This is a genomic window from Chryseobacterium sp. SN22, from assembly GCF_008329705.1.
Taxonomy (GTDB): Bacteria; Bacteroidota; Bacteroidia; order Flavobacteriales; family Weeksellaceae; genus Chryseobacterium.
Map to the genome: position 1 here is coordinate 98407 of NZ_VTSX01000016.1, position 22065 is coordinate 120471.

The 22065-nt window shown below is 40.7% G+C and carries 22 protein-coding genes; all 22 read left to right on the top strand.

Translation table 11 applies throughout. The features are described 5' to 3' along the window. The first annotated feature begins 9 nt into the window (after window positions 1-9). Window positions 10-1587 (top strand): F0F1 ATP synthase subunit alpha, encoded by a 1578-nt coding sequence (gene atpA / locus FY557_RS12350; RefSeq protein ID WP_149247554.1) that lies wholly within the window; start codon window positions 10-12, stop codon window positions 1585-1587. 74 nt (window positions 1588-1661) lie between these two features. Further along, window positions 1662-2525: an ATP synthase F1 subunit gamma gene (atpG, locus tag FY557_RS12355; protein ID WP_149247555.1), complete on the top strand. Its 864-nt coding sequence runs from the start codon at window positions 1662-1664 to the stop codon at window positions 2523-2525. 108 nt (window positions 2526-2633) lie between these two features. Further along, a complete protein-coding gene (locus tag FY557_RS12360; protein ID WP_149247556.1) occupies window positions 2634-3992 on the top strand; it encodes a hemolysin family protein in 1359 nt (452 codons plus the stop codon). A gap of 11 nt (window positions 3993-4003) precedes the next feature. Beyond that, a complete protein-coding gene (locus tag FY557_RS12365; RefSeq protein WP_149247557.1) occupies window positions 4004-4318 on the top strand; it encodes an ATP-dependent Clp protease adaptor ClpS in 315 nt (104 codons plus the stop codon). A gap of 415 nt (window positions 4319-4733) precedes the next feature. Continuing rightward, a complete protein-coding gene (gene udk, locus FY557_RS12370) occupies window positions 4734-5348 on the top strand; it encodes a uridine kinase (RefSeq protein WP_146939602.1) in 615 nt (204 codons plus the stop codon). Between the two features lie 2 nt (window positions 5349-5350). Continuing rightward, a complete protein-coding gene (locus tag FY557_RS12375) occupies window positions 5351-5707 on the top strand; it encodes an FtsB family cell division protein (protein ID WP_149247558.1) in 357 nt (118 codons plus the stop codon). Window positions 5708-5840: 133 nt separating this feature from the next. Further along, window positions 5841-6992, top strand: coding sequence for a methylmalonyl-CoA mutase family protein (locus tag FY557_RS12380; RefSeq protein ID WP_149247559.1), 1152 nt, complete (start codon window positions 5841-5843; stop codon window positions 6990-6992). A 57-nt stretch (window positions 6993-7049) separates the two neighbouring features. Then, window positions 7050-7490 (top strand): DinB family protein, encoded by a 441-nt coding sequence (locus tag FY557_RS12385; RefSeq protein WP_149247560.1) that lies wholly within the window; start codon window positions 7050-7052, stop codon window positions 7488-7490. A gap of 75 nt (window positions 7491-7565) precedes the next feature. Then, the gene (locus FY557_RS12390; protein WP_185151717.1) at window positions 7566-8714 is read left to right on the top strand and encodes a class I SAM-dependent methyltransferase; all 1149 of its coding nucleotides are present in this window, start codon (window positions 7566-7568) and stop codon (window positions 8712-8714) included. A gap of 131 nt (window positions 8715-8845) precedes the next feature. Next, window positions 8846-9148 (top strand): hypothetical protein, encoded by a 303-nt coding sequence (locus tag FY557_RS12395; protein WP_149247561.1) that lies wholly within the window; start codon window positions 8846-8848, stop codon window positions 9146-9148. 151 nt (window positions 9149-9299) lie between these two features. Then, entirely contained in the window at window positions 9300-10679 is a 1380-nt protein-coding gene (locus FY557_RS12400; RefSeq protein WP_149247562.1) for a dipeptidase, read from the top strand. 177 nt (window positions 10680-10856) lie between these two features. After that, the gene (locus tag FY557_RS12405) at window positions 10857-11564 is read left to right on the top strand and encodes an SDR family oxidoreductase (protein ID WP_149247563.1); all 708 of its coding nucleotides are present in this window, start codon (window positions 10857-10859) and stop codon (window positions 11562-11564) included. A gap of 188 nt (window positions 11565-11752) precedes the next feature. Further along, window positions 11753-12499 carry an electron transfer flavoprotein subunit beta/FixA family protein gene (locus FY557_RS12410; protein WP_149247564.1) on the top strand — a complete coding sequence of 249 codons (747 nt, stop codon included), beginning with the start codon at window positions 11753-11755 and terminating at the stop codon, window positions 12497-12499. 113 nt (window positions 12500-12612) lie between these two features. Further along, window positions 12613-13560 (top strand): electron transfer flavoprotein subunit alpha/FixB family protein, encoded by a 948-nt coding sequence (locus FY557_RS12415; RefSeq protein WP_149247565.1) that lies wholly within the window; start codon window positions 12613-12615, stop codon window positions 13558-13560. A 210-nt stretch (window positions 13561-13770) separates the two neighbouring features. After that, window positions 13771-14370: a bifunctional nuclease family protein gene (locus tag FY557_RS12420; RefSeq protein WP_149247566.1), complete on the top strand. Its 600-nt coding sequence runs from the start codon at window positions 13771-13773 to the stop codon at window positions 14368-14370. 19 nt (window positions 14371-14389) lie between these two features. Continuing rightward, the gene (locus FY557_RS12425) at window positions 14390-15772 is read left to right on the top strand and encodes a nucleoside permease (protein ID WP_149247567.1); all 1383 of its coding nucleotides are present in this window, start codon (window positions 14390-14392) and stop codon (window positions 15770-15772) included. 114 nt (window positions 15773-15886) lie between these two features. Next, a complete protein-coding gene (locus tag FY557_RS12430; RefSeq protein WP_149247568.1) occupies window positions 15887-16432 on the top strand; it encodes an RNA polymerase sigma factor in 546 nt (181 codons plus the stop codon). Continuing rightward, the gene (locus tag FY557_RS12435; protein WP_149247569.1) at window positions 16410-17090 is read left to right on the top strand and encodes a hypothetical protein; all 681 of its coding nucleotides are present in this window, start codon (window positions 16410-16412) and stop codon (window positions 17088-17090) included. Before FY557_RS12430 ends, FY557_RS12435 begins: the two co-directional genes overlap by 23 nt. 76 nt (window positions 17091-17166) lie before the next feature. Continuing rightward, complete coding sequence (locus tag FY557_RS12440; protein ID WP_149247570.1) at window positions 17167-18261, top strand: hypothetical protein; 1095 nt, start codon at window positions 17167-17169, stop codon at window positions 18259-18261. A gap of 148 nt (window positions 18262-18409) precedes the next feature. Then, a complete protein-coding gene (locus FY557_RS12445; protein WP_149247571.1) occupies window positions 18410-18799 on the top strand; it encodes a hypothetical protein in 390 nt (129 codons plus the stop codon). Between the two features lie 51 nt (window positions 18800-18850). Continuing rightward, on the top strand, window positions 18851-20032 hold the full coding sequence (locus FY557_RS12450; RefSeq protein ID WP_149247572.1) for an acetyl-CoA C-acyltransferase: 1182 nt from the start codon (window positions 18851-18853) through the stop codon (window positions 20030-20032). A 404-nt stretch (window positions 20033-20436) separates the two neighbouring features. Continuing rightward, the gene (locus tag FY557_RS12455) at window positions 20437-21924 is read left to right on the top strand and encodes an MFS transporter (protein WP_149247573.1); all 1488 of its coding nucleotides are present in this window, start codon (window positions 20437-20439) and stop codon (window positions 21922-21924) included. The last annotated feature ends 141 nt before the right edge of the window (window positions 21925-22065 follow it).

The window sequence follows — 22065 nt, forward strand, 5'->3', positions numbered from 1 at the left end:
AACCATACAATGGCAGAAATAAATCCGGCAGAAGTATCTGCGATCTTAAAACAGCAATTGGCCAACTTCGATACTCAATCAAACGTTGAGGAAGTAGGTACAGTTTTAACCATCGGTGATGGTATTGCTCGTGTATACGGGTTAGAAAACGTACAATACGGAGAGTTGGTGAAATTTTCTAGTGATGTAGAAGGTATTGTACTGAACCTTGAAGAAGACAACGTAGGGGTTGCTTTATTGGGGGAAAGTAAATTAGTAAAAGAAGGAGACACCGTAAGAAGAACCAACACCATCTCATCGATTAAAGTAGGAGAAGGCATGTTGGGAAGAGTAGTGGATACTCTGGGTAACCCGATCGATGGTAAAGGTCCTATTACAGGAGATTTATACGAAATGCCATTGGAAAGAAAAGCACCGGGAGTTATCTACAGACAGCCGGTAACTGAGCCTTTACAATCGGGTATCGTGGCCATCGACTCCATGATTCCTGTAGGAAGAGGACAGAGAGAGCTTATCATCGGTGACCGACAAACCGGTAAAACGACTGTGGCGATTGATACGATCATCAATCAGAGAGAATTTTATGATGCAGGCCAGCCTGTATACTGTATATATGTTGCAATCGGGCAGAAAGCTTCTACCGTAGCACAAATCGTTAAAACTTTATCAGACAAAGGAGCTTTGGCTTATACCGTAATCGTTGCAGCTAACGCTTCAGATCCGGTTCCGATGCAGGTATATTCTGCGATGGCAGGAGCTTCTATCGGTGAGTTCTTCAGAGACACCGGAAGACCGGCTTTGATCGTTTATGATGATCTGTCCAAGCAGGCGGTTGCTTACCGTGAGCTTTCTCTTCTATTGAGAAGACCACCGGGCCGTGAAGCTTATCCTGGGGACGTTTTCTATCTTCACTCCAGATTATTGGAAAGAGCGGCAAAAGTAATCGCTGACGATACCATTGCAAGCCAGATGAACGACTTACCGGAATCTTTGAAGCCGATCGTAAAAGGAGGAGGATCGTTAACGGCACTTCCGATTATCGAAACTCAGGCAGGTGACGTTTCCGCCTATATCCCGACCAACGTAATCTCCATTACCGACGGACAGATTTTCCTGGAATCTGATTTATTCAACTCAGGGGTTCGTCCGGCGATCAACGTGGGAATCTCCGTATCAAGGGTAGGAGGTAACGCTCAGATCAAATCAATGAAAAAAGTTTCCGGTACGCTTAAATTAGACCAGGCGCAATACAAAGAATTGGAAGCGTTTGCTAAATTCGGTTCCGATCTTGATGCTTCTACTTTGGCGGTTATCTCAAAAGGGGAAAGAAACGTAGAGTTGTTAAAGCAGCCGGTTAACTCTCCGCTTCCGGTAGACAGCCAGGTAGCGATGATCTATGCAGGTACTGAAAACCTGTTGAGAAACGTTCCGATCAGAAAAGTAAAAGAATTCCAGACTGAATACATCGAGTTCCTGAGATCCAAGCACCCGGATACGATGGCAGCTATCAAAGCAGGAAAAATTGATGATTCAATCACCAGCGTTCTTAAGCAGGCAGCTAACGACCTAGCTTCTAAATATAACTAAAAATTCAATGTTTAAGGTTTAGAATTCAAAGTTTTAAACCTTAAACTTCAGACCTTAAACCTTGAACCAAAATAATGGCAAACTTAAAAGAAATACGAGGCAGAATTACATCAATTTCATCAACGATGCAGATTACCCGTGCCATGAAAATGGTTTCCGCTGCGAAACTTAAAAAAGCACAGGACGCCATCGTGATGTTGAGACCTTATTCTGAGAAACTTCAGGAACTGATCCAGAATGTAAATTCAAGCTCGGATCCCGACCAGATTTCGGTTTATGCTCAGAAAAGACAGGTGAGAAGAATCCTTTTCATCGCCGTTACTTCAAACAGAGGTCTTGCAGGAGCTTTTAATTCATCCATCGTTAAGGAACTGAACACTCAGTTTCAGAACAATTCCCAATACGAAGTAGAAGTACTTTCTATCGGTAAAAAAGCTTTTGATGCAGTAAGAAGAAACCGTACGGTATATGCCAACGAAAGCGGAATTTACGATAAGCTGAGCTTTGAAGCGGTTTCCCATGTGGCAGAAGCGGTAATGGACAGCTTCAGAGAAGGTAAATTTGACGAAGTTTATTTAATTTATAATAAATTCGTGAATGCAGCAACGCAGGAAGTAACCACCGAACAGCTTCTTCCGATTTCAATGCCTGAAACTACAGAACCTCAGGTGGAAACAGATTACATCTTCGAACCTAGCAGAGCGGAAATCCTTGACAATCTGATTCCTAAGTCCATTAAGACTCAGGTTTTCAAAGCAGTTCTTGATTCGGTAGCTTCCGAACACGGAGCAAGGATGACAGCCATGCATAAAGCAACCGATAATGCCCAGGCACTGAAAAATGATCTGGTTATTTTCTACAACAAAGCAAGACAGGCAGCTATTACCAACGAGATCCTTGAGATCGTTTCCGGAGCTGAAGCTTTGAAAAATTCATAAATAATTATTTTACCATAGTATTTATATTAAAGCATCGTGTACCACGATGCTTTTTTTGTTATTTTTATTTTGTATATATTTGTAGGAACAAATTTATATCACTTCTAAATGGATTCGGACATAGTCAGGCTTTTGCTGGCCTTATTACTTGTTTTACTTAATGGCTTCTTTGTAGCCGCAGAATTTTCAATCGTTAAAGTTCGTTATTCACAGATCCAGCTGAAAGCCGCAGAGGGGAACTCTATGGCCAAGCAGGCGGAACACATCATCAAGCATCTTGATGAATACCTTTCGGCCACACAGCTTGGAATCACCTTGGCTTCCCTTGCCCTGGGTTGGGTAGGAGAAAGCGCCTTACACCATATTGTTGAAAATATTTTCGATTCTCTTAACGTTGAGCTCAGTCAGGCTACCGTTACTTCAATCTCGGTAATTACGAGTTTTGTTCTCATTACGATTATGCACATTGTTTTCGGCGAGCTGATCCCGAAATCCATTGCCATCAGGAAATCGGAAGCGACCACCATGGCGACAGCCATCCCGTTAAGGGTTTTCTATACTGTCTTCAAACCGTTTATCTGGTTGATGAACTTGATGTCCAATACCTTCTTAAGGCTGGTGAAAATTCATCCGGCGTCGGAGCATGAAATTCATTCCACCGAGGAGCTTCAGCTTTTGGTTAAGCAGAGTGCGGACAGTGGGGAAATCGAAGAGGAAAACTACGAGATTATAAAAAATGCTTTTGATTTTACGGATCATTCAGCTAAACAAATTATGGTTCCGCGTCAGAATATTACTTCTATTGATTTTGAGGAGGACGTGAATGAGATCATCAATAAAATCATGGACAGCGGTTATTCCAGGATTCCGGTATATATGGACTCCATCGATAACATCATCGGCATCCTGTACACCAAAGAAATTATCAGGGAATTCGTGAAAAGAAAAGGCGAGCTGAACCATGATGATCTTAAGGAACTCATGAGAGATGCCTTCTTTGTTGTAGGAAGCAAGAAAATTTCAGATTTACTGAAAATTTTCCAGCAGAAGAAGCAGCATCTGGCTATTGTCATCGATGAATTCGGCGGAACCGAGGGAATTATTACCCTGGAAGATATTCTTGAAGAACTGGTAGGAGAAATCCAGGATGAAGAAGATGACGAAGAGAAAATCGTGGATAAGATCGGCGAAAACACCTATTGGGTACAGGCTACGCAGCCGTTAGATGAAATCAATGAATTCTTACCGAAGAAACTTGCCCTTTCGGAAGAAAGCGAATACAATACCCTGGCCGGATTCATTCTTCACGCGTTGGAAGATATCCCGGAGGAAAACCAGGAGTTTGAGCTTGAGAATTATCAGTTTAAAATTCTGAAAATGAATAACAAAAGCGTGGAACTTGTAGAACTGGTGTATGAGGAACCCAATAACATCAATGACCTAGCGGAGAAAATAGGAGAGGTTTAATCTGTTTTTAAATGAATAACAATATGTTTTACAACCATATAAAAGATTACGACGACCCGAAACGGAAGTATGAAGAAGAAGTTCTGGTACTGGAAGAGACGGATGAAGTCTATAAACTGGTACTGCATAATGATGATGTTCATACCTTTGATTACGTCATCGATTCTTTGATTGAAATCTGTAAACATACCTTGGAACAAGCGGAACAATGCACTTTGCTGGTTCATTTCAAAGGCAAATGTACCGTAAAAACAGGTTCGCTGGATCTCCTGAAACCCATGCATGAAAAATTACTTTCAAGGGAATTAACCAGCGAAATCGTATAGTACAGTCCGGCAACATTGCCGGATTTTTGTTAGGGTTAATGCAGCTCAGGATAAGATCGATTATTGGATGGAAGAGGGAAGCCGGATACCGGAAATTTCCTATGCTGAAAATAAAATAAATATTATTGAGTTTAGTTAAAAAAATAAGTGTTCAGAGCTTATTTAAGATCAATAAAAATTTATTTAGTATAAAAGCGAATAGTTTATGCTGAGCTTGTCGAAATACCCCCTACGAACGGAAATGTTCCCCAAAATTTTACGTAAATCTTTTCTGATGCCGCCAGCTAATCAAATCCATCTACTTACTTTTTAAAACAGATTAATTTCAGTCCTTAAAAAATACTATCTTGCTTCACCTGCTTCAGGCTTTTAAATAAAATAGTATATTTGTAAAAACTATAAAAGAACAAAAAGAATGCTTGTAATAGGAATTGCAGGAGGTACCGGATCCGGTAAAACGACGGTGGTGGACAAAATTATCCAGCAGCTGGATATTGAGGGAATGAACATCCTTTCACAGGACAATTATTATCATGATAACCATAACCTTACCCTGGTAGAAAGGGAAGCCTTGAATTATGACCATCCGAAGTCCATCGATTTCGACCTGTTGATCAAACACGTAAGAGCATTAAAAAACAACCAGCCGATAGAGCAGCCAATTTACAGCTTTGTAACACATTCCAGAACCGGCGATCATGTTACGGTAGAGCCTAAAAACGTATTGGTAGTAGAAGGAATTCTTGTGCTGACCAACAAGGAGCTGCTGAAAGAATTCGACCTCAAGGTATTCGTACATGCTGATTCCGATGAAAGGCTGATCAGGAGGATCAGGAGGGATACGCAGGAAAGGGGAAGGGATCTTAACGAGGTGCTGCACCGTTACCAGACGACTTTAAAGCCGATGCACCAGGAATTTATCGAGCCTTCAAAAAATGAAGCGGATCTGATTATCCCGAACATGCGGCAGAATTCTGTTGCCATCGACTTTTTAACAACTGTTATTAAAAATTCGTTGAGAAAACATTAGTCATGAAAGAAAATAAACTGATCAGGGACATTCAGCCGAAGTCTGAAACATTTAAGCTTATTCAGAAGTATATTCTGAATAAATATACCATTACCATCTGCCTGTTTCTGGTCTGGATGATTTTCTTTGACAAAACTTCTTTCCTTGTAATTAACGAGCTCAACGGCGAAATCAATAAATATGAAGAGCAGCTTCAGTATTATAAAACCGAATATGAAAAAAATGATGCGTTCTATAAAAAGCTGATGAACAACAAATCTGAAAAGGAAAAATACGCCCGCGAAAATTATTTCATGAAAAAACCGAATGAAGAAATCTTTATTCTGGTGGTAGACAGTACAAAAGTTGCAAAAAAATAGCTAAACTGGAAATGATGAATGCTCAATTCGCTTCGCTTGCCAATTCAGGTATTTCAAGATTCATTTATTCACTTGCAAGCAATACTGCCAATTAAATATTCACAATTTACCCATTACCATAATCCACTACGCCATGTCAGACAACGCCTGGGAAAATTTAGTAAAGAAACAGCTTAAGACCGATGATATTTATTCCGTTCTTAAAAAAGAAAACCTGGAAGGAATTCAGGTGAAACCTTTTTACGAATCTGTGGAACAGCCTTTGGCAAACCTGCCTAAAATCGAGGAAAGTACCCACTTGGTGGCAAATTATCACGAAAGCCTGGTAGACGATGTATTCGCGTTTCTACTGGATCGGAATGTGGAGAATCTTGAACAGAAAACCATTTTTGTAAATAATACAGACCTGGCCGGACACATCAGCCCGAAAGAAGAAGACCAGTATTTTTCGTTAATCGATGTTTTTGATGAGAAAAAGGCGGTGATTGATGATCAGCTGGTGAAAGAATTGCTGGCCAAACAGTTCAGAAGAAATATTTGCGTTGATATTTCCCTTCATCAGAATGCCGGAGCGGCGATTTATCAGCAACTCGGGGTTGCGCTGGCCAAAACAAAAGAACTGGTGGAAATTTATGGTACGGAAATTCTAAACAAATTACTATTCAGAATTGCCATCGGACCCAACTATTTCTTTGAAATGGCAAAGCTGAGGGCATTTAAAATTGTTTTTAATCAGCTTTCCAAAGAATATGGTCTGGATGAAATTCCCTATATTTTTGCTGAAACTTCTTTCCGGAATAAAGCCGTTTCCGATAAGGAAAATAATCTGATCCGCTCTACCCTGGAATTGGCTTCAGCCATGATCGGAGGTGCTGATGCGGTATTCAGCAATAATTATCTGGTTGACCGAAGCACCGAAAATTCGGAAGAAATCTCCTTCAAACAACAGATTGTTTTAGCCTACGAGAGTATTATCAATGTCTTTGAAGATGCCTCTAACGGAAGCTATTATGTAGAAGATATTAGCCGACAGATTGCAGAAAAAGCATGGGCTTTTTTTGTAGAGATTGAAGAAACCGGAGGCTACCTGCAGCTTTTAAAACAGGGAATTATCCAGAAGAAAATCTATGACCATGCCGTACAAGAACAGAAATGGGTGGAAGAAGGAAAAATAAAGCTGATCGGTGTAAACCTGTATCCTAAACTGGAAGCGAAAAGACCAATTGAAGAATTATACAGCGAAAAAGACATTAAAGCTGTTCGCTGGGCCGAAATGTTTGAGTGAGTGTAAATGACTGAGTAAGCCTCATTTTAGCTAAACAAAATTTATAATTCAGATAAGATGACCGAAAAACTGATTGATTTATTTGAATATACCTGTTATTTTAACAGAAAAATGATTGCTGTTATTACGGAGAATATGGAGAAAGCTGATCCGAAAATAATCAGTCTGATCAATCATACCCTTAATGCCCAGCAAATCTGGAATTCGAGGATCTCTGGCGAAAGTCCATGCGAAGTATGGCAGATCAATCCATTTGAAAGTCTGAATGATATTAATCAGCAGAATTTTAACAGGAGTATTGAAATTGTGGAAAAGTTTGATTTTGATCAGAAGGTTCAGTACGAAAATTCAAAAGGGATAAAATTCGAAAATACGGTCTTTGAAATGCTTTTTCAGGCAATCAATCATTCGACCTATCATCGCGGACAAATCAATTCCCTCCTGAGGCAAGATGGAATTGATCCGGTTCTGACGGACTATATTTTTTATAAAAGGTAATCCAAATCGTCTTGCTGAATTGTCTGCTAATTGAAAATTAAGTGCCGTTTAACAAAAAAATATCCGTTCAAATCTGTGGTTAATAAAGTAGTAGATCAAAATATCCAGCAATACATCAATGCAAATCTCAATACAGATCTGCATGCTTTGTTATTAAAGAAGTCTCCTTTTCCTGAAGTTTCCATGCATGAAATCGTGCAGCAGATCAAAGGAAAACAGGTAGCCCGGAAAAAATTCCCTTTTTTATTAAAAGACGGGATTGTTTTTCCGCCACAGCTCAGTCTCGAACAGTCTTCTTCAGAAAAGACAGCACTTTACAAATCGGAAATTTTAAAAGGGAATAAATTCATCGATCTTACCTCCGGATTCGGGATTGATGCATATTACCTATCCAAAAACTTTCACGAAATCACCCTGGTTGAGCAAAACAGGGAGCTTCTGGAAATGGTGGAGCACAACTGGAATATTTTGGAAAGGAAAGCCACATTTATCAACCGGAAGCTGGAAGATTTCCTGGAAGAAAACGATGCATCATTTGATACAGTCTATCTGGATCCGGCACGTAGGGATATCCAAAAAAACAAAGTTTTTTTGCTGGAAGACCTTTCACCCAATATTCTGGAAATTCAGGAAAAACTGCTTTCCATTTCGAAAAACGTAGTGATTAAACTCTCACCGCTCATCGATTTAAAATACCTTGTTTCGGTTTTACCCGGTATTTTCAGGATTGAGATCATCGCCTTAAAAAACGATGTAAAAGAAGTGGTGGTATTCTTATCAAAGGAAAGCCAAAACAAAATAAGCTGCCAATGTGTAAACCTGGAGAGCGGAGAACCCACATTTCGTTTTCAATTCGGCTCAGCAGAAAATCAGTCCGCAGAATACGGAGAACCGGAAAAGTTCATCTACCTTCCGAATAACACCATTTTAAAAGCCGGGATGTTTAATCTGATTTCCCAGAAATTCGGACTGAAAAAACTGCATCCGAATACCCATCTTTATACTTCTGACCTGAAGATACTGGATTTTCCGGGACGTATTCTTGAAATGGAAGCCATTGACGCTAAACAGATTCAGAAGAAAAGCCAATTTAATATCATTTCGAAAAATTATCCCTTAAAACCGGAAGAAATCAGGAAAAAGTACAACCTGAAAGACGGCGGCGAAAACTACCTTATTTTTACACAGTCCAAAAAAGGAAAAATAATTCTAAAATCCATATAAAAATGTTGCCGTAAAATGTAGGATTTCTTAATTTTGGGCAATCAAACGTAAGTAGGAACGCCTGCTGCCGGAAACAGACACCCGGCTGCTCTGAAGCGTTCCGGATGAACTTTAAAAAATAAATTTTCCATATGAAAAAATTAGTGATATGTTTAGCCCTTGCTACGGTGGCGGTAAGCTGTAAAAAAATCCAGGCCGGCGGAAATAAAGACGTTATCAAGCTGGAAGAAGGGGTAGAGCGGTATTCCGACGACGAGCAGACCAGCGGTGAGCAGGATAACCTTTCCAAATACAGAGGGGATGCGCACGACGGGCATGAGACGCCAACGAAAACCGATACTGCCGGAGCACCAACACAAAAAGTGGAAGACGGAAAACATTCGGATGCGACTCCTATTCCACAGGGATCCCAAAATCCTAAGGCTGAACATTAATGATCAGAAAATATAAAAATGTCCTGCGGAAACGCAGGACATTTTTTGTACACTGATGTAAAGTAACCTCATACCAACCTGAGGAAAATTATCTGTTTTTGTTTGTTCCGGCGGGGCAAATTTTTTACTTTTAACAAAATAATATTTTACAATGCAAGAGACTTTAAATTACATCAGCGAAAACAAACAGCGTTTCGTGGATGAATTGTTTGAATTACTGAGAATTCCTTCTATTTCTGCGGATCCGGCTTATAAAGATGACGTTCTGAAATGTGCGGATGTTGTAGCAGCGTACCTGGAAAATGCAGGGGCTGACAATGTGGAAGTCTGCCAGACCAAAGGATATCCTATCGTTTTCGGGGAAAAGATCTTAGATATCAACCTGCCTACGGTTCTGGTATACGGGCACTACGACGTTCAGCCGGCTGATCCGTTGGAATTATGGGCCAGACCTCCTTTTGAACCGTATATCGAAAAGACGGAACTTCACCCGGAAGGGGCGATATTTGCCAGAGGTTCTGCGGATGATAAGGGTCAGTTTTTCATGCACCTGAAAGCTTTTGAAGCGATGATGAAAACCAATGCGCTTCCTTGCAATGTTAAATTTATCCTGGAAGGTGAAGAAGAAGTAGGATCGGTAAGCCTGGGAGATTTTGTTAACGAAAATAAAGAAAAACTATCCTGCGACTGTATCCTGATTTCCGATACCCATATTTACAGTAACGAGCAGCCTACGGTAACCACGGGCTTAAGAGGCCTCAGCTATGTGGAAGTGGAAATCGAAGGCCCGAACAGGGATCTTCACTCAGGACTTTACGGAGGTGCCGTACCAAACCCGATTCACGTACTTTCAAGAATGATTGCCAAACTGATCGACGAAGACGGGCACATTACCATAGACGGGTTCTACGACAATGTAGAAACGGTATCTGATTCCGACAGGGCCGATATGAATAAACTGAAAGACAATCCGGAAGAATTTAAGAAATCCATCGGCCTGAATGGTGTTGAAGGGGAAAAAGGATATACAACCCTGGAAAGAACTTCGATCCGTCCTACTTTGGACTGCAACGGTATCTGGGGCGGTTACACCGGGGAAGGAGCGAAGACTGTAATTCCTTCCAAGGCATCCGCTAAAATTTCCATGCGTCTGGTTCCTTATCAGACCCCGGAAGAAATCACGGAAAAATTTACGGCTTACTTGAAGAGAATCGCTCCTGAAAACGTAAAAGTAAAAGTAACGCCACACCACGGAGGAATGCCTTACGTCCTGCCGACGGATACCAAAGAGTTCACGGCAGCAAAACAGGCGATGGAAACTGCTTTCGGAAAAGAAGTCCTTCCATACCGAGGAGGCGGAAGCATCCCGATTACGGCTATGTTTGAGCAGGTTTTAGGCGCCAAATCCGTTTTAATGGGCTTTGGGCTCGATTCAGATGCCATCCACTCTCCGAATGAGCATTACGGATTATTCAATTTCTACAAGGGAATTGAAAGTATTCCTTTGTTTTTTGAGAATTATGCGAAATAGGAAACTGTTTTATCATAATCCTGACCGTTAAAATGGATCTGATTTTGATATTTAAACAAAAAAGATTGAATTTGCACCGAAAATTCATCAGAAAATAAAATACTGACAAATGTTAGTTGGTAAAAACGCTCCAATTGGAGCGTTTTTCTTATTTTTAGGAACTAAATCCAAAATACGATGTTAGAAAATAAAGTCGCTTATATTACCGGAGGAACCAAAGGAATCGGTTTCGGAATTGCTAAAATCCTGCTGGAAAACGGGGTATCCGTTGCATTTTCGGGAAGAAAAAAAGAAGATGTGGAAAAAGCCGAACAGGAACTGAAACCATATTCGGAAAACGTTTTGGGAATTGTATCCGACGTTAAAAACCTGGATAGTGAAGAAAAGGCGGTACAATCTGTGAAAGAGAAATTCGGGAAACTGGATTTTGTGATTGCCAATGCCGGATTAGGGGTTTTTAAGCCGGTAGACCAGCTATCCGCAGAAGAATGGAACGATATGATTGAAACCAACCTGACCGGTGTTTTCTATACTTTAAAAGCTTCAGTGGAAGAACTGAAGAAAACGGAAGGGTATTACATCACGGTGGCCAGCCTGGCAGGAGCCAATTTCTTTGAGAACGGTGCCGGCTACAACGCCTCAAAGTTCGGAGTGGTGGGCTTTACCCAGGCAGCAATGATTGATCTGCGGAAATACAACATCAAGTCTACGGTGATCATGCCGGGTTCCGTAGCCACAAATTTCAACGGGAATATTCCTTCCGAAAAGGATGCATGGAAAATTCAGCCGGAAGACATGGGAAATCTGGTCTTGGATATTTTAAAAATGAATCCGCGGGTTTTGCCGAGCAAGATTGAGTTTAGGGCAACAAAACCAGGCAACTGAAAACATCTAATGCGTTGAATAATAAATTAATAAGTATTATGCATGCATAATATATATTTTATTTATATTAGCAAAACATAATTTAATAAAAATCCCGGTATAAAAATCATCCGCTTTTATACCAAGAGAATAATAAAGCACGTATGGAGCCTTAAGGTAACATAAGGCAAATAAAAATTAAACAACATATGAAAATATTAGTTTGCATCAGTAGTGTTCCGGATACTACTTCCAAGATCAACTTTACGGCAGATAAATCTGCATTCGACAAAAACGGAATCCAGTGGGTAATCAACCCGCTTGATGAATTTGCACTGACGAAAGCTATTAAATTGCAGGAGTCTCAGGGTGCTACGGTAACGGTAATCAACGTAGGAGATGCGGTTACAGAACCGGTAATCAGAAAAGCATTGGCCATCGGGGCGAACGATGCGGTAAGAGTGAACCTTGATCCTAAAGACAGCTTTTCCACGGCGAAAGAAATCGCTGCAGTTGCACAGAACGGAGGATATGATCTGATCCTTTGCGGTAAAGAATCCATCGATTACAACGGAGGTTCGGTTCCGGGAATGCTTGCCCAGCTGTTGAATCAGCCTTTTGTAAATGCATCCGTAGGTTTGGACGTAAACGGAAGCGAAGCAACTGCCGTAAGAGAAATTGAAGGCGGAAAAGAAACGATCTCCGTTAAATTACCTGCCGTGATCGCAGGACAGAAAGGTCTGGTAGATGAAAAAGAACTGATCATCCCGAACATGAGAGGGATCATGTCGGCAAGAACAAAACCTTTGCAGGTAGTGGAGCCTTCTTCATCCGAAGTAAAAGTTCAGGGCGTATCTTATGACAGTGTGCCGCCGAGAGCAGCCGTGAAAATGGTTTCTCCCGATAACCTGGATGAATTGGTAAGATTACTTCACGAAGAAGCGAAAGTGATTTAAAAGAGCCAAGTAAAAGATTCAAGAAATTGGATATGTATTTTTAAATTTAAAATATCAACCGAAAAAATCTCGGATCTTTGAACATTAAACCTTAAACTTTAAACAAAATTAAAATGGCAGTATTCGTATACGCAGAAAATATAAACGGAGTTTACAAAAAAGCGGCTTTTGAAGCAGTGTCTTATGCTAAGGCAATAGCAGACCAGGCCGGAGATACCGTAACGGCAATCTCTGTAAACCCTACCGATTCTTCAGATTTATTATACAGATATGGAGCATCGAATGTCATCAACATCAAAGACGAAGGTCTTAAAAATTTCTCCGCCAAAGCTTACGCACAGGCGGTAAGCGAAGTGGCAAACGGAAACATCATCGTTTTTCCTCACACCACCGATGCATCGTCTGTTGCACCCATGATGGCGATTATGAACGGCTATTCTTTAATTACCAATGTACTGGAAGCACCGGAAAGCCTTTCGCCGTTCCAGGTGAAAAGAAGAGCGTTCTCAGGAAAAGGGTTTATGCATGCCAAAGCAGAAGGAACAGGAGTAATTGTTACCGTTTCCCAGAATGCTTTCGGAGTTAAGGAAAATGCAGTTTCCGGTTCGGAAGAAGTGAAAAACCTTTCGGTTGCTAATGAAGATACCAAAGTCATTTCCCACGAGCAGAGCTCAGGAAAACTGGATCTTAAGGAGGCTGAAATTGTGGTTTCTGCAGGAAGAGGCTTAAAAGGTCCTGAAAACTGGGGAATGATCGAGGATCTGGCCAATGTTTTAGGAGCGGCAACAGCCTGTTCCAAGCCGGTCTCGGATATCGGATGGAGACCTCATACCGAGCACGTTGGGCAGACGGGGAAAGCGATTGCGCCAAATCTTTACATTGCTGTAGGAATTTCCGGAGCTATTCAGCACCTGGCAGGAGTTAACTCTTCAAAAACCATTGTCGTAATCAACAGCGATCCTGAAGCACCGTTCTTCAAATCAGCCGATTACGGAGTGGTAGGAGATTCTTTCCAGATTATTCCGGCATTAACGGAGAAAATTAAAGCTCTGAAAGGATAATCAAGGTCAATTGTGAAGGGTCGGTTTGCTTCGCCTGCCAATTTGGTATTATTTTAATTAAAAACAATTACCGGCAAAGCAAATTCACTTATAAAAATAAAATTTACAATTTGCCAATCAGGATAATTCACTCATAAAAGCCCTTTTTTGGGCTTTTATTTTTGTCTAAAAGTGAAAAAAACTTTGAAAAATTAATCTATATTTGTAGCTATGGATTATAAACAGTTAATTATTCGCGGAATATCGTACAGCCAGACACAATCCGGGGCGTACGCGTTATTATTGGAACATGAAGAAACACATATTAAATTACCTGTTGTTATAGGGAATTTCGAGGCACAATCCATTTCTCTCGGTCTTGAGAAAGACATTCATCCGCCTCGCCCGCTTACGCACGACCTTTTCACAAAATTTATCGTTTCTGCCAATTACGAACTCCTTTCGGTGATCATTTATCAGATCGTGGACGGTGTTTTCTTTTCAAATATCAACTTTAAAAATAAAGCGACGGATGAAGAACTCATCCTTGATGCAAGGACTTCGGATGCCGTAGCGATGGCCGTCCGTTTTGATGCGCCGATCTTTACTACCCAGCAGGTACTTAGTGAAGCCGGGATCCTCCTTGAGCTTGAAGATGTTTCCAAAGAAGAAGAAACGTTCTCGGAAACTGTGCAGGAAGAAGATAATTTAAGATCCGTTTCCATGGAAGAGCTTCAGAAGCTTCTGGACGAGGCGGTGAAAGAAGAAGATTATGATACCGCGCTGGAAATTCAGGAAGAAATCAGGCGGAGAAAAAAGAAAATCGACTAAGAGATATTATAATTATAAAATGAATTTAAAACTACGTCTGACCATCCTCAGCTTCTTACAGTTCTTCGTTTGGGGAGCCTGGCTGATTACGATGGCGAATTTCTGGTTTGGTACGAAACACTGGGACGGTGCTCAGTTTGGGGCCGTTTTCGGAACCATGGGGATTGCCTCTATTTTTATGCCGACCATTACCGGAATCATTGCCGACCGTTGGGTAAATGCCGAGCGGATTTTTTCGGTTTTACATATTCTGTACGGGATTGTACTTTTTATCTTACCGCATTCTGCCGATCCCGGTTCATTCTTTACCGTGATGCTGGTGGCCATGTGCTTTTACATGCCCACAATTGCGCTGGCGAATTCAATTTCCTATACCATTCTTAAAAACAGCGATCTGGATGTCGTAAAAGATTTTCCGCCGATCCGTGTCTGGGGAACCATCGGATTCATCGTAGCCATGTGGATTACCAATCTTACCGGCAATAAGGCAACCGAAGGGCAGTTTTATATTGCGGGAGGAGTAGCCGTTCTGCTTGGAATTTATGCATTAACCTTACCGAAGTGTCCGCCGCAGAAATTAATTGATAAGGATGCTCCTTTATCAAAACAGCTCGGACTGGATGCCTTCAAATTGTTTAAAGACTACAAAACGGCACTGTTCTTTTTGTTCTCGATGTTGTTAGGTGCGGCATTACAGCTTACAAATGCTTACGGAGACGTTTTCTTAAGTGAATTTGAGCACTTTCCGAAGTACGCGGATTCATTTGTCGTACAGCGGTCTACCATCATCATGTCTATTTCTCAGGTTTCGGAAACTTTGTTTATTCTTGCGATTCCATTCTTTCTGAAAAAATTCGGAATTAAAAAAGTGATGCTGATGTCGATGATCGCCTGGGTTTTACGGTTTGCCTTCTTTGCTTACGGCGTACCGGAAGGATTCGGATTGGGACTGATTATCCTTTCGTGTATCGTTTACGGGATGGCTTTCGACTTCTTCAATATCTCAGGATCCCTTTTTGTGGAAACAACCACCGACCGGAAGATCCGTTCTTCGGCACAGGGATTATTTATGATGATGACCAACGGTTTCGGGGCTGTTTTCGGAAGCTATGCGGCCGGTTGGGCAATCGATAAGTTTTTCACCCATCAGTTTACCACGGCTTCTTCCTTATCAACGTATCTGGAAACCACTCCGGATAATCCGACGTTCCTGGAAATTTTGAAGAAAAGTTTTAATGCGGTGGTGAATCCGGACGGATCGTTATCTTCAGTGGTGATGGTAAAAGACTGGCACAACATCTGGCTTTCTTTTGCTGCCTATGCACTGATTCTGGCGGTTCTGTTTGCGGTCTTGTTCAGGCACAAGCATAATCCTGCAGAAATTTCAGAAATAAAACATTAATTTTATTCCAGTGATTATCAACATAAAAAATTGCACTTTCATAAAAGGTGCAATTTTTTTGTTTTTCAGGCAACCTTTTGAAAAATACCGCGTCTTATAGATAGAAACAGAACCATGAGGAACTTGGAAGAGAACTTTAAGCTGGCAAAAAAGCATGATCGTAAAGGGCAGAAAGCGCTTTACGACTTGCTTTCAGCGAAAATGCTGGCTATTGCCAATTCTTACGTAAACAACCTCCATGATGCCGAAGATATCCTGATGAATTCCTTTTTTACCTGCTTCTCAAAAATTGATGAGTGCAGGGAATGGAAAAGCTTTCCGTTCTGGCTGAGAAAAATCGTGGTAAATAAATCGATCAGTTTTATCAGGAAAAATAGAAATATCCTGTATTCCGATGTCGAGATCAGCGATCTGGAAAGTGCAGATGATGGATGGGAAGAAGAAAGCGGGGAAATTGATATGGAAGAGATTTTCTCTAAAATGCCCGATGGTTACAGACTTGTTTTTAACCTGTATGTTTTTGAGGAGAAAAAGCACCACGAAATTGCGAAGATCCTGAATATTTCCGAAGGCACCAGCAAAAGCCAGCTGAGCAAATCCAAAAAATGGCTTACCGATTTTTTAAAACAAAAAGAAGATGAAAAACAGTATGCTAAATAAACTGAAATCGGGCTACGAGGAAATGGAAGTCAAGGCTTCTGCCGATTTGTGGGAAAAGCTGGACCATAAGCTGGAGGCAATGCCTGAAGGAACATCAAAAGTTTCTTTTAACGGATGGAAATATGCAGCGGTTGTTTTGCTGCTGATGTCCTTCGGAACGATGGTTTATTTGGATAATCAAAATGATTCTGATTCTAAGGAGAGCGGTTATGCCATAAACAAAGGATCGGAAAGCATCAGGTATCCTGAATTTCCAAATCCTGACCTCTTTGATAAGGTAACAAATCCGGAAAAAGAAATAAAAGCATTGGCCGTACATAAGGGAAAATATGCAGAAACAAAAGCGGAAAACAAAACGGGTCAGCCTGAAATTCCGCAGGTCAGCATACAGCACCTTGCGGTACAGAAGCCCATAATTTCCCAGGTCGTACCCGTAAAAATTGAAAATACAATTTCTTCTTTACCGGAAGTTGCGGTAGCAGCGGAAACGAAAACAACGTATATCAGTGCCAATGAACTTCTTCTCGGAAGAGAGTTTGATAAAACCTCAAAACCTCAAAGTACCGATGTCATAAAATTCGGAATCTTCGATTTTGATAAGCCTAAAGTTGAAAATATAACGGTATTGGGAGTTACTGTCTACACGGACACCAAATAAATTTTAAAATATTCATCTCATTATCTGTTCCTTTCATGAGCAGTGCTTAAATACGCTTAACGATAAAATATAATACATGAAAACAAAAATTGCTTTCTTAACGGCATTGGCCGCCTGTTCCCATATGCATGCACAGCAGAATCCTTACCTGAGCCCTTCCATGAAAGATTATTCAAGAAAGGTCGATAGCATTGTTTACGCTGAAAAGATAAACATGAATAAGGAACTTGATGCCATTGATAAAAATTTTAAAGATCATAAGATCACCATTGATGAAAAGCAAAAGCAGCGGACTGAAATCGCCTCAAAATACGAACAGGCCATCAACGAGAAAATAGAGACCCGGAAATCCGAATTCGAGGAAGCGACCCGCGAAATAGTGAAAAATGCCGTATTGAATCCAAAAGACTCTCTTCATCAACATAAAAATCAGATGTTACTGGGATTAGGCGGTTTAAGACTTACTTTATATGAAGATAAAAAGGTGCCGGCAGATTACCTTCACGGCTGGCAGTATATGGTTGCCCTTACCGGAACAGGGTACACCGCTAAAGATAAGCCCTTCGGTCTTTTTGATAAAAATTCCGATTTTAAGAATACGGTGTTCAATTCTTCTTTGTTTGTTATAAGATATGAAAGCCAGCTGGGAAAATTCCAAAGCCCTGTGTTTTACAGGCTTGGGTTTGGCTATCGTTGGGACGGTGGAAAAGCAAAATACGACAGGGTATTCAGCCAGGAAAATCACACCTTAGGCATTGCCGACTTCACAAAAGGAAATCTGAAGGATACTTATCTCTACAACCACTATTTCCATATTCCTCTCGAATTAAGATTTGTTTTAAATCCTAAATATATAAATCATAACGGAATCAGGTATCTGGATAACAGGTCAAAACAGTTCAGCGTTACTGCCGGAGTATACAGCAATGTCCGGATTACCAGTACTATTTACAACCGGTATTCCAATGACGTAAGCAGGAGAATTGTAGAAAGGGAAACTCTGAGCCATGGCGTCAATGATGTTATCGTTGGAGGAAAAATCGGCATCGGATACGGGGGAATCAATGTATTCGTTCAGAAAGATTTTACCCCTACATTTAACAATAATGCGAATCTTATCAACAAATACGGATTGCAGATCGGAATTGAACTCATGAACGTATATTTTTAAATTGATAATGATGGTTCCTTTTTCTTATCAATTATTAAATTTTGTTATTGATTTTTTAATATTAATTATATGTTAAAATAAAATAACTGTTTTTAAAACACACGCTTTTAAAGTGTGTTTTTTTTTGTATTTTGGCATTTTAAGAAACATGAAAAATATTCAGTTATTAGGTCTGATTTTGGTGGTGGCCGGAAGCTTTTTGCCTTTGGTTCATGTACCGGTTATCGGGAACTGGAACTACTGGAAGCTGGATCATTCCTTAGCGGTTATATGCTGGGTGCTATCTGCTGCAGCTTTGTTCGGAATCATAAATAACAGTGTAAGAATAACAAGGATTTCGGCTATTCTGCTGGTTCTTCTGTTCCTCTTTACTTTATTTGCCGTAAGGTTTCAGGCGTCCCAGTATTTCAGCTTTATGCCTTTCAAATCGTGGCAGGATAAGCTGGCTGGCATCGTAAAGCTGCGATGGGGCTGGATTGTAGAGTTTTCAGGAGCATTGATCATTATTTTCACCAGAAACAATAATGTAAAATCATAATACGGGAATCACAGGATTCCATCATAATTAAATAAAAAATAGAATTATAAAATGAAAGAAGTATTCATCGTTTCCGCAGTAAGAACGCCGATGGGAAGTTTTTTGGGAAGTTTATCCGCTGTTCCGGCTACGAAGCTGGGAACAGTTGCCGTAAAAGGGGCATTAGACAAAATCGGTCTTGATCCGAAGCAGGTTGAGGAAATCTACATGGGAAACGTTTTACAGGCAGGGGAAGGGCAGGCTCCGGCACGTCAGGTGGCCATCGGGGCAGGTCTTTCCAACGAAACGCCTTCTACTACAATAAATAAAGTATGTGCTTCCGGAATGAAAGCCGTTTCAATGGCAGCACAGGCAATCAAGGCAGGTGATGCAGGCGTTATCGTAGCCGGGGGAATGGAAAATATGTCTTCGGTTCCGCACTATTACAATGCAAGAAATGCTGCCAAATTAGGTGATGTAAAAATGCAGGACGGGATGGTGCTGGATGGTCTTACCGATGTTTACAACAAAGTACATATGGGTGTTTGTGCAGAAAAATGTGCAGCAGATTACGGTATTTCCAGAGAAGAGCAGGATAATTTCGCCATGGAATCTTATAGAAGAGCAGCCAAAGCCTGGAGCGAAGGGAAATTTGCTGATGAGGTGGTACCGGTAGAAATCCCTCAGAGAAAAGGGGAGCCTGTTGTATTTGCCGAAGATGAAGAATATAAAACCGTAAATTTCGACCGTATTCCGACCCTTCCTACGGTTTTCAAAAAAGAAGAAGGAACCGTAACGGCAGCCAATGCATCTACCCTGAATGACGGAGCTTCTGCACTGATCCTGGTTTCAAAGGAAAAAATGGAAGAACTGGGCCTTAAGCCATTAGCAAGAATCGTTTCTTACGCCGATGCAGCCCAGGCCCCCGAAGATTTTACCACAGCACCGTCGAAAGCTTTGCCGATTGCCCTTAAGAAAGCAGGTCTGGAAGTTTCTGACATCGATTTCTTCGAGTTCAACGAGGCATTTTCTGTAGTAGGTTTGGCGAACAATAAAATTTTAGAACTTGATGCTTCCAAAGTGAATGTAAACGGAGGAGCGGTAGCCATCGGTCACCCGCTGGGAAGTTCAGGTTCAAGAATCATCGTTACTCTGATCAACGTATTGAAACAGAATAACGGAAAGTATGGAGCAGCTGCTATCTGTAACGGAGGCGGAGGCGCCTCTGCAATGGTTATTGAAAACATGCAGTAAGTTTTAACAGATAAAGTGAAATCCGGAAGTCTTCAGGCTTCCGGATTTTTTTATGAAGCCTGTCTGAATTTTTATCTGGAGCTTGATCCTGCTTTCCATTGCAATCTTTTTTTCCAAAAAAGGATTTCCATTGCAATCAGGGCTAGGGCGGCAGCCTTTATTTAAAGTGTATTCAAATTATGATCATCTGAATTATAGCACAGCCTGTTTTCTGCTTCTTTAAAACTGATTTAAAATTAATTAACATCCGTACCCGACAAATGCAGATCCATATACTTGGTAAATCAGCAGAAGAAAAAGGCTTCCGAACTTTAACGGAATAATAAAATTTTTCCCGAATAAAATAAAAAACGCCGAATATTCAATGGTTTTCCTATTTTTGTGCTTATAAATATTTATTTGAAATGTCTGAAACTGAGAATCTGGAACCTCAAAACATAAAAAATAACCCGAAGATCATGAAAGCCTGGGCGGTGTATGACTGGGCCAATTCGGTATACTCGCTGGTAATAACATCTGCTATATTTCCGATCTATTACACCATTCTGACAACGGCTTACAACAAAAAAGAATTCGTTGCAGAAGCGAAGGAAGTACAGGAAGTTCCCATAAGGCATATGATCCGGGTATTCGGAGAGACTTACGAACCCGATGCCGTCCTCAGTTTCTCTTACGCAATATCGTTTCTGCTGGTGGTCCTTTTATCACCGTTTTTGTCTTCGCTGGCAGATACAATCGGAAACAAAAAATCATTTTTACAGTTTTTCTGTTACCTCGGTGCAACGTCATGTATGGGACTGGCCATGTTTACAGGAATGTCTAATGTTTTCCTGGGCCTGCTGTTCAGCATTACGGCGAGTGTAGGTTTCTGGGGCAGCCTTGTCTTTTATAATTCTTTTCTTCCGGATATTGCCACGCCTGAAAAACAGGATTCGCTGTCTGCCAAAGGATATATTTACGGCTATGTAGGATCAGTCATCCTGCTGATCATCTGCCTGTTGCTGATTCAGATGGTGGCGAAAGGTCCGGAACAAACCAAAATTTACATCAGGATCAGTTTCTTGCTTACCGGGGCCTGGTGGTTTGGTTTTTCACAGTATACTTTTAAACATCTTCCTCAATTCGGAGATGTAAAAGATAAACTTCCGAAAGACCTAGTGCTTTTAAATTACAAGAACATTTTCAAAAGACACGAAGAGCAGGGCGGTTTTTTCGAAGTGCTTAAAGACAATATCAGTTTTTACAAAGACATTGCCAAGGAAAGCTTTAAAGAACTTTTCAGTGTAGGGAACAAGCTGTTCTCAGATAAAGGGCTTAAATTCTTTTTATCAAGTTTCTTCTTTTACAGTGTAGGGATGCAGACCATTTTTTTAATGGCGGTTCCTTTCGGAAGTACGGTAATTTTCCCGAAAGAGGTCGATAAATATAAACTGATTATTACAATTCTTGTAATCCAGATTATTGCCATCTTCGGTGCTTTCCTGTTCTCTAAGCTATCCAGGAAAATAGGAAACAAAAATGTCATTACCATTGCGGTAATCATCTGGATCATCTGTTGTCTTTCAGCCTACTCCCTGGATAAGGAAAATCCGAATCTGCAGATGCAGTTTTACGGTCTTGCAGCACTTATCGGTCTGGTGATGGGGGGGCTGCAGGCAATGTCCAGGTCTACATATTCTAAGCTGCTGCCCGAAAATTCCATGGAAAACACCACATATTTCAGTTTCTATGATGTGCTTGAGAAATTAGCAATTATTTGTGGAATGCTTATTTTCACCGTATTTATTCAGAAATTCCACAATATGCAGTATGCATTTATATCCATGTCAGCATTTTTCGCTATTGGAGCCATTCTGATCAGATTTGTAAAAAATGGTGTACTTAAACATTGATCCGACCCAATTTTATTAAATAAGAAGGCATTAACTTAGTTGATGCCTTTTTTATTCTCCTTATAATTTCTCATCAAGCATAATATCTGTTTGTTTTAATTTATTATTGGTAATTGCTATGAAATAATATGAATTTTTTAA

Coding starts and splice junctions, on each gene's coding strand:
- atpA (WP_149247554.1), top strand. CDS start 10: ATGGCAGAAATAAATCCGGCAGAAGTATCTGCGATCTTAAAACAGCAA.
- atpG (WP_149247555.1), top strand. CDS start 1,662: ATGGCAAACTTAAAAGAAATACGAGGCAGAATTACATCAATTTCATCA.
- FY557_RS12360 (WP_149247556.1), top strand. CDS start 2,634: ATGGATTCGGACATAGTCAGGCTTTTGCTGGCCTTATTACTTGTTTTA.
- FY557_RS12365 (WP_149247557.1), top strand. CDS start 4,004: ATGAATAACAATATGTTTTACAACCATATAAAAGATTACGACGACCCG.
- udk (WP_146939602.1), top strand. CDS start 4,734: ATGCTTGTAATAGGAATTGCAGGAGGTACCGGATCCGGTAAAACGACG.
- FY557_RS12375 (WP_149247558.1), top strand. CDS start 5,351: ATGAAAGAAAATAAACTGATCAGGGACATTCAGCCGAAGTCTGAAACA.
- FY557_RS12380 (WP_149247559.1), top strand. CDS start 5,841: ATGTCAGACAACGCCTGGGAAAATTTAGTAAAGAAACAGCTTAAGACC.
- FY557_RS12385 (WP_149247560.1), top strand. CDS start 7,050: ATGACCGAAAAACTGATTGATTTATTTGAATATACCTGTTATTTTAAC.
- FY557_RS12395 (WP_149247561.1), top strand. CDS start 8,846: ATGAAAAAATTAGTGATATGTTTAGCCCTTGCTACGGTGGCGGTAAGC.
- FY557_RS12400 (WP_149247562.1), top strand. CDS start 9,300: ATGCAAGAGACTTTAAATTACATCAGCGAAAACAAACAGCGTTTCGTG.
- FY557_RS12405 (WP_149247563.1), top strand. CDS start 10,857: ATGTTAGAAAATAAAGTCGCTTATATTACCGGAGGAACCAAAGGAATC.
- FY557_RS12410 (WP_149247564.1), top strand. CDS start 11,753: ATGAAAATATTAGTTTGCATCAGTAGTGTTCCGGATACTACTTCCAAG.
- FY557_RS12415 (WP_149247565.1), top strand. CDS start 12,613: ATGGCAGTATTCGTATACGCAGAAAATATAAACGGAGTTTACAAAAAA.
- FY557_RS12420 (WP_149247566.1), top strand. CDS start 13,771: ATGGATTATAAACAGTTAATTATTCGCGGAATATCGTACAGCCAGACA.
- FY557_RS12425 (WP_149247567.1), top strand. CDS start 14,390: ATGAATTTAAAACTACGTCTGACCATCCTCAGCTTCTTACAGTTCTTC.
- FY557_RS12430 (WP_149247568.1), top strand. CDS start 15,887: ATGAGGAACTTGGAAGAGAACTTTAAGCTGGCAAAAAAGCATGATCGT.
- FY557_RS12435 (WP_149247569.1), top strand. CDS start 16,410: ATGAAAAACAGTATGCTAAATAAACTGAAATCGGGCTACGAGGAAATG.
- FY557_RS12440 (WP_149247570.1), top strand. CDS start 17,167: ATGAAAACAAAAATTGCTTTCTTAACGGCATTGGCCGCCTGTTCCCAT.
- FY557_RS12445 (WP_149247571.1), top strand. CDS start 18,410: ATGAAAAATATTCAGTTATTAGGTCTGATTTTGGTGGTGGCCGGAAGC.
- FY557_RS12450 (WP_149247572.1), top strand. CDS start 18,851: ATGAAAGAAGTATTCATCGTTTCCGCAGTAAGAACGCCGATGGGAAGT.
- FY557_RS12455 (WP_149247573.1), top strand. CDS start 20,437: ATGTCTGAAACTGAGAATCTGGAACCTCAAAACATAAAAAATAACCCG.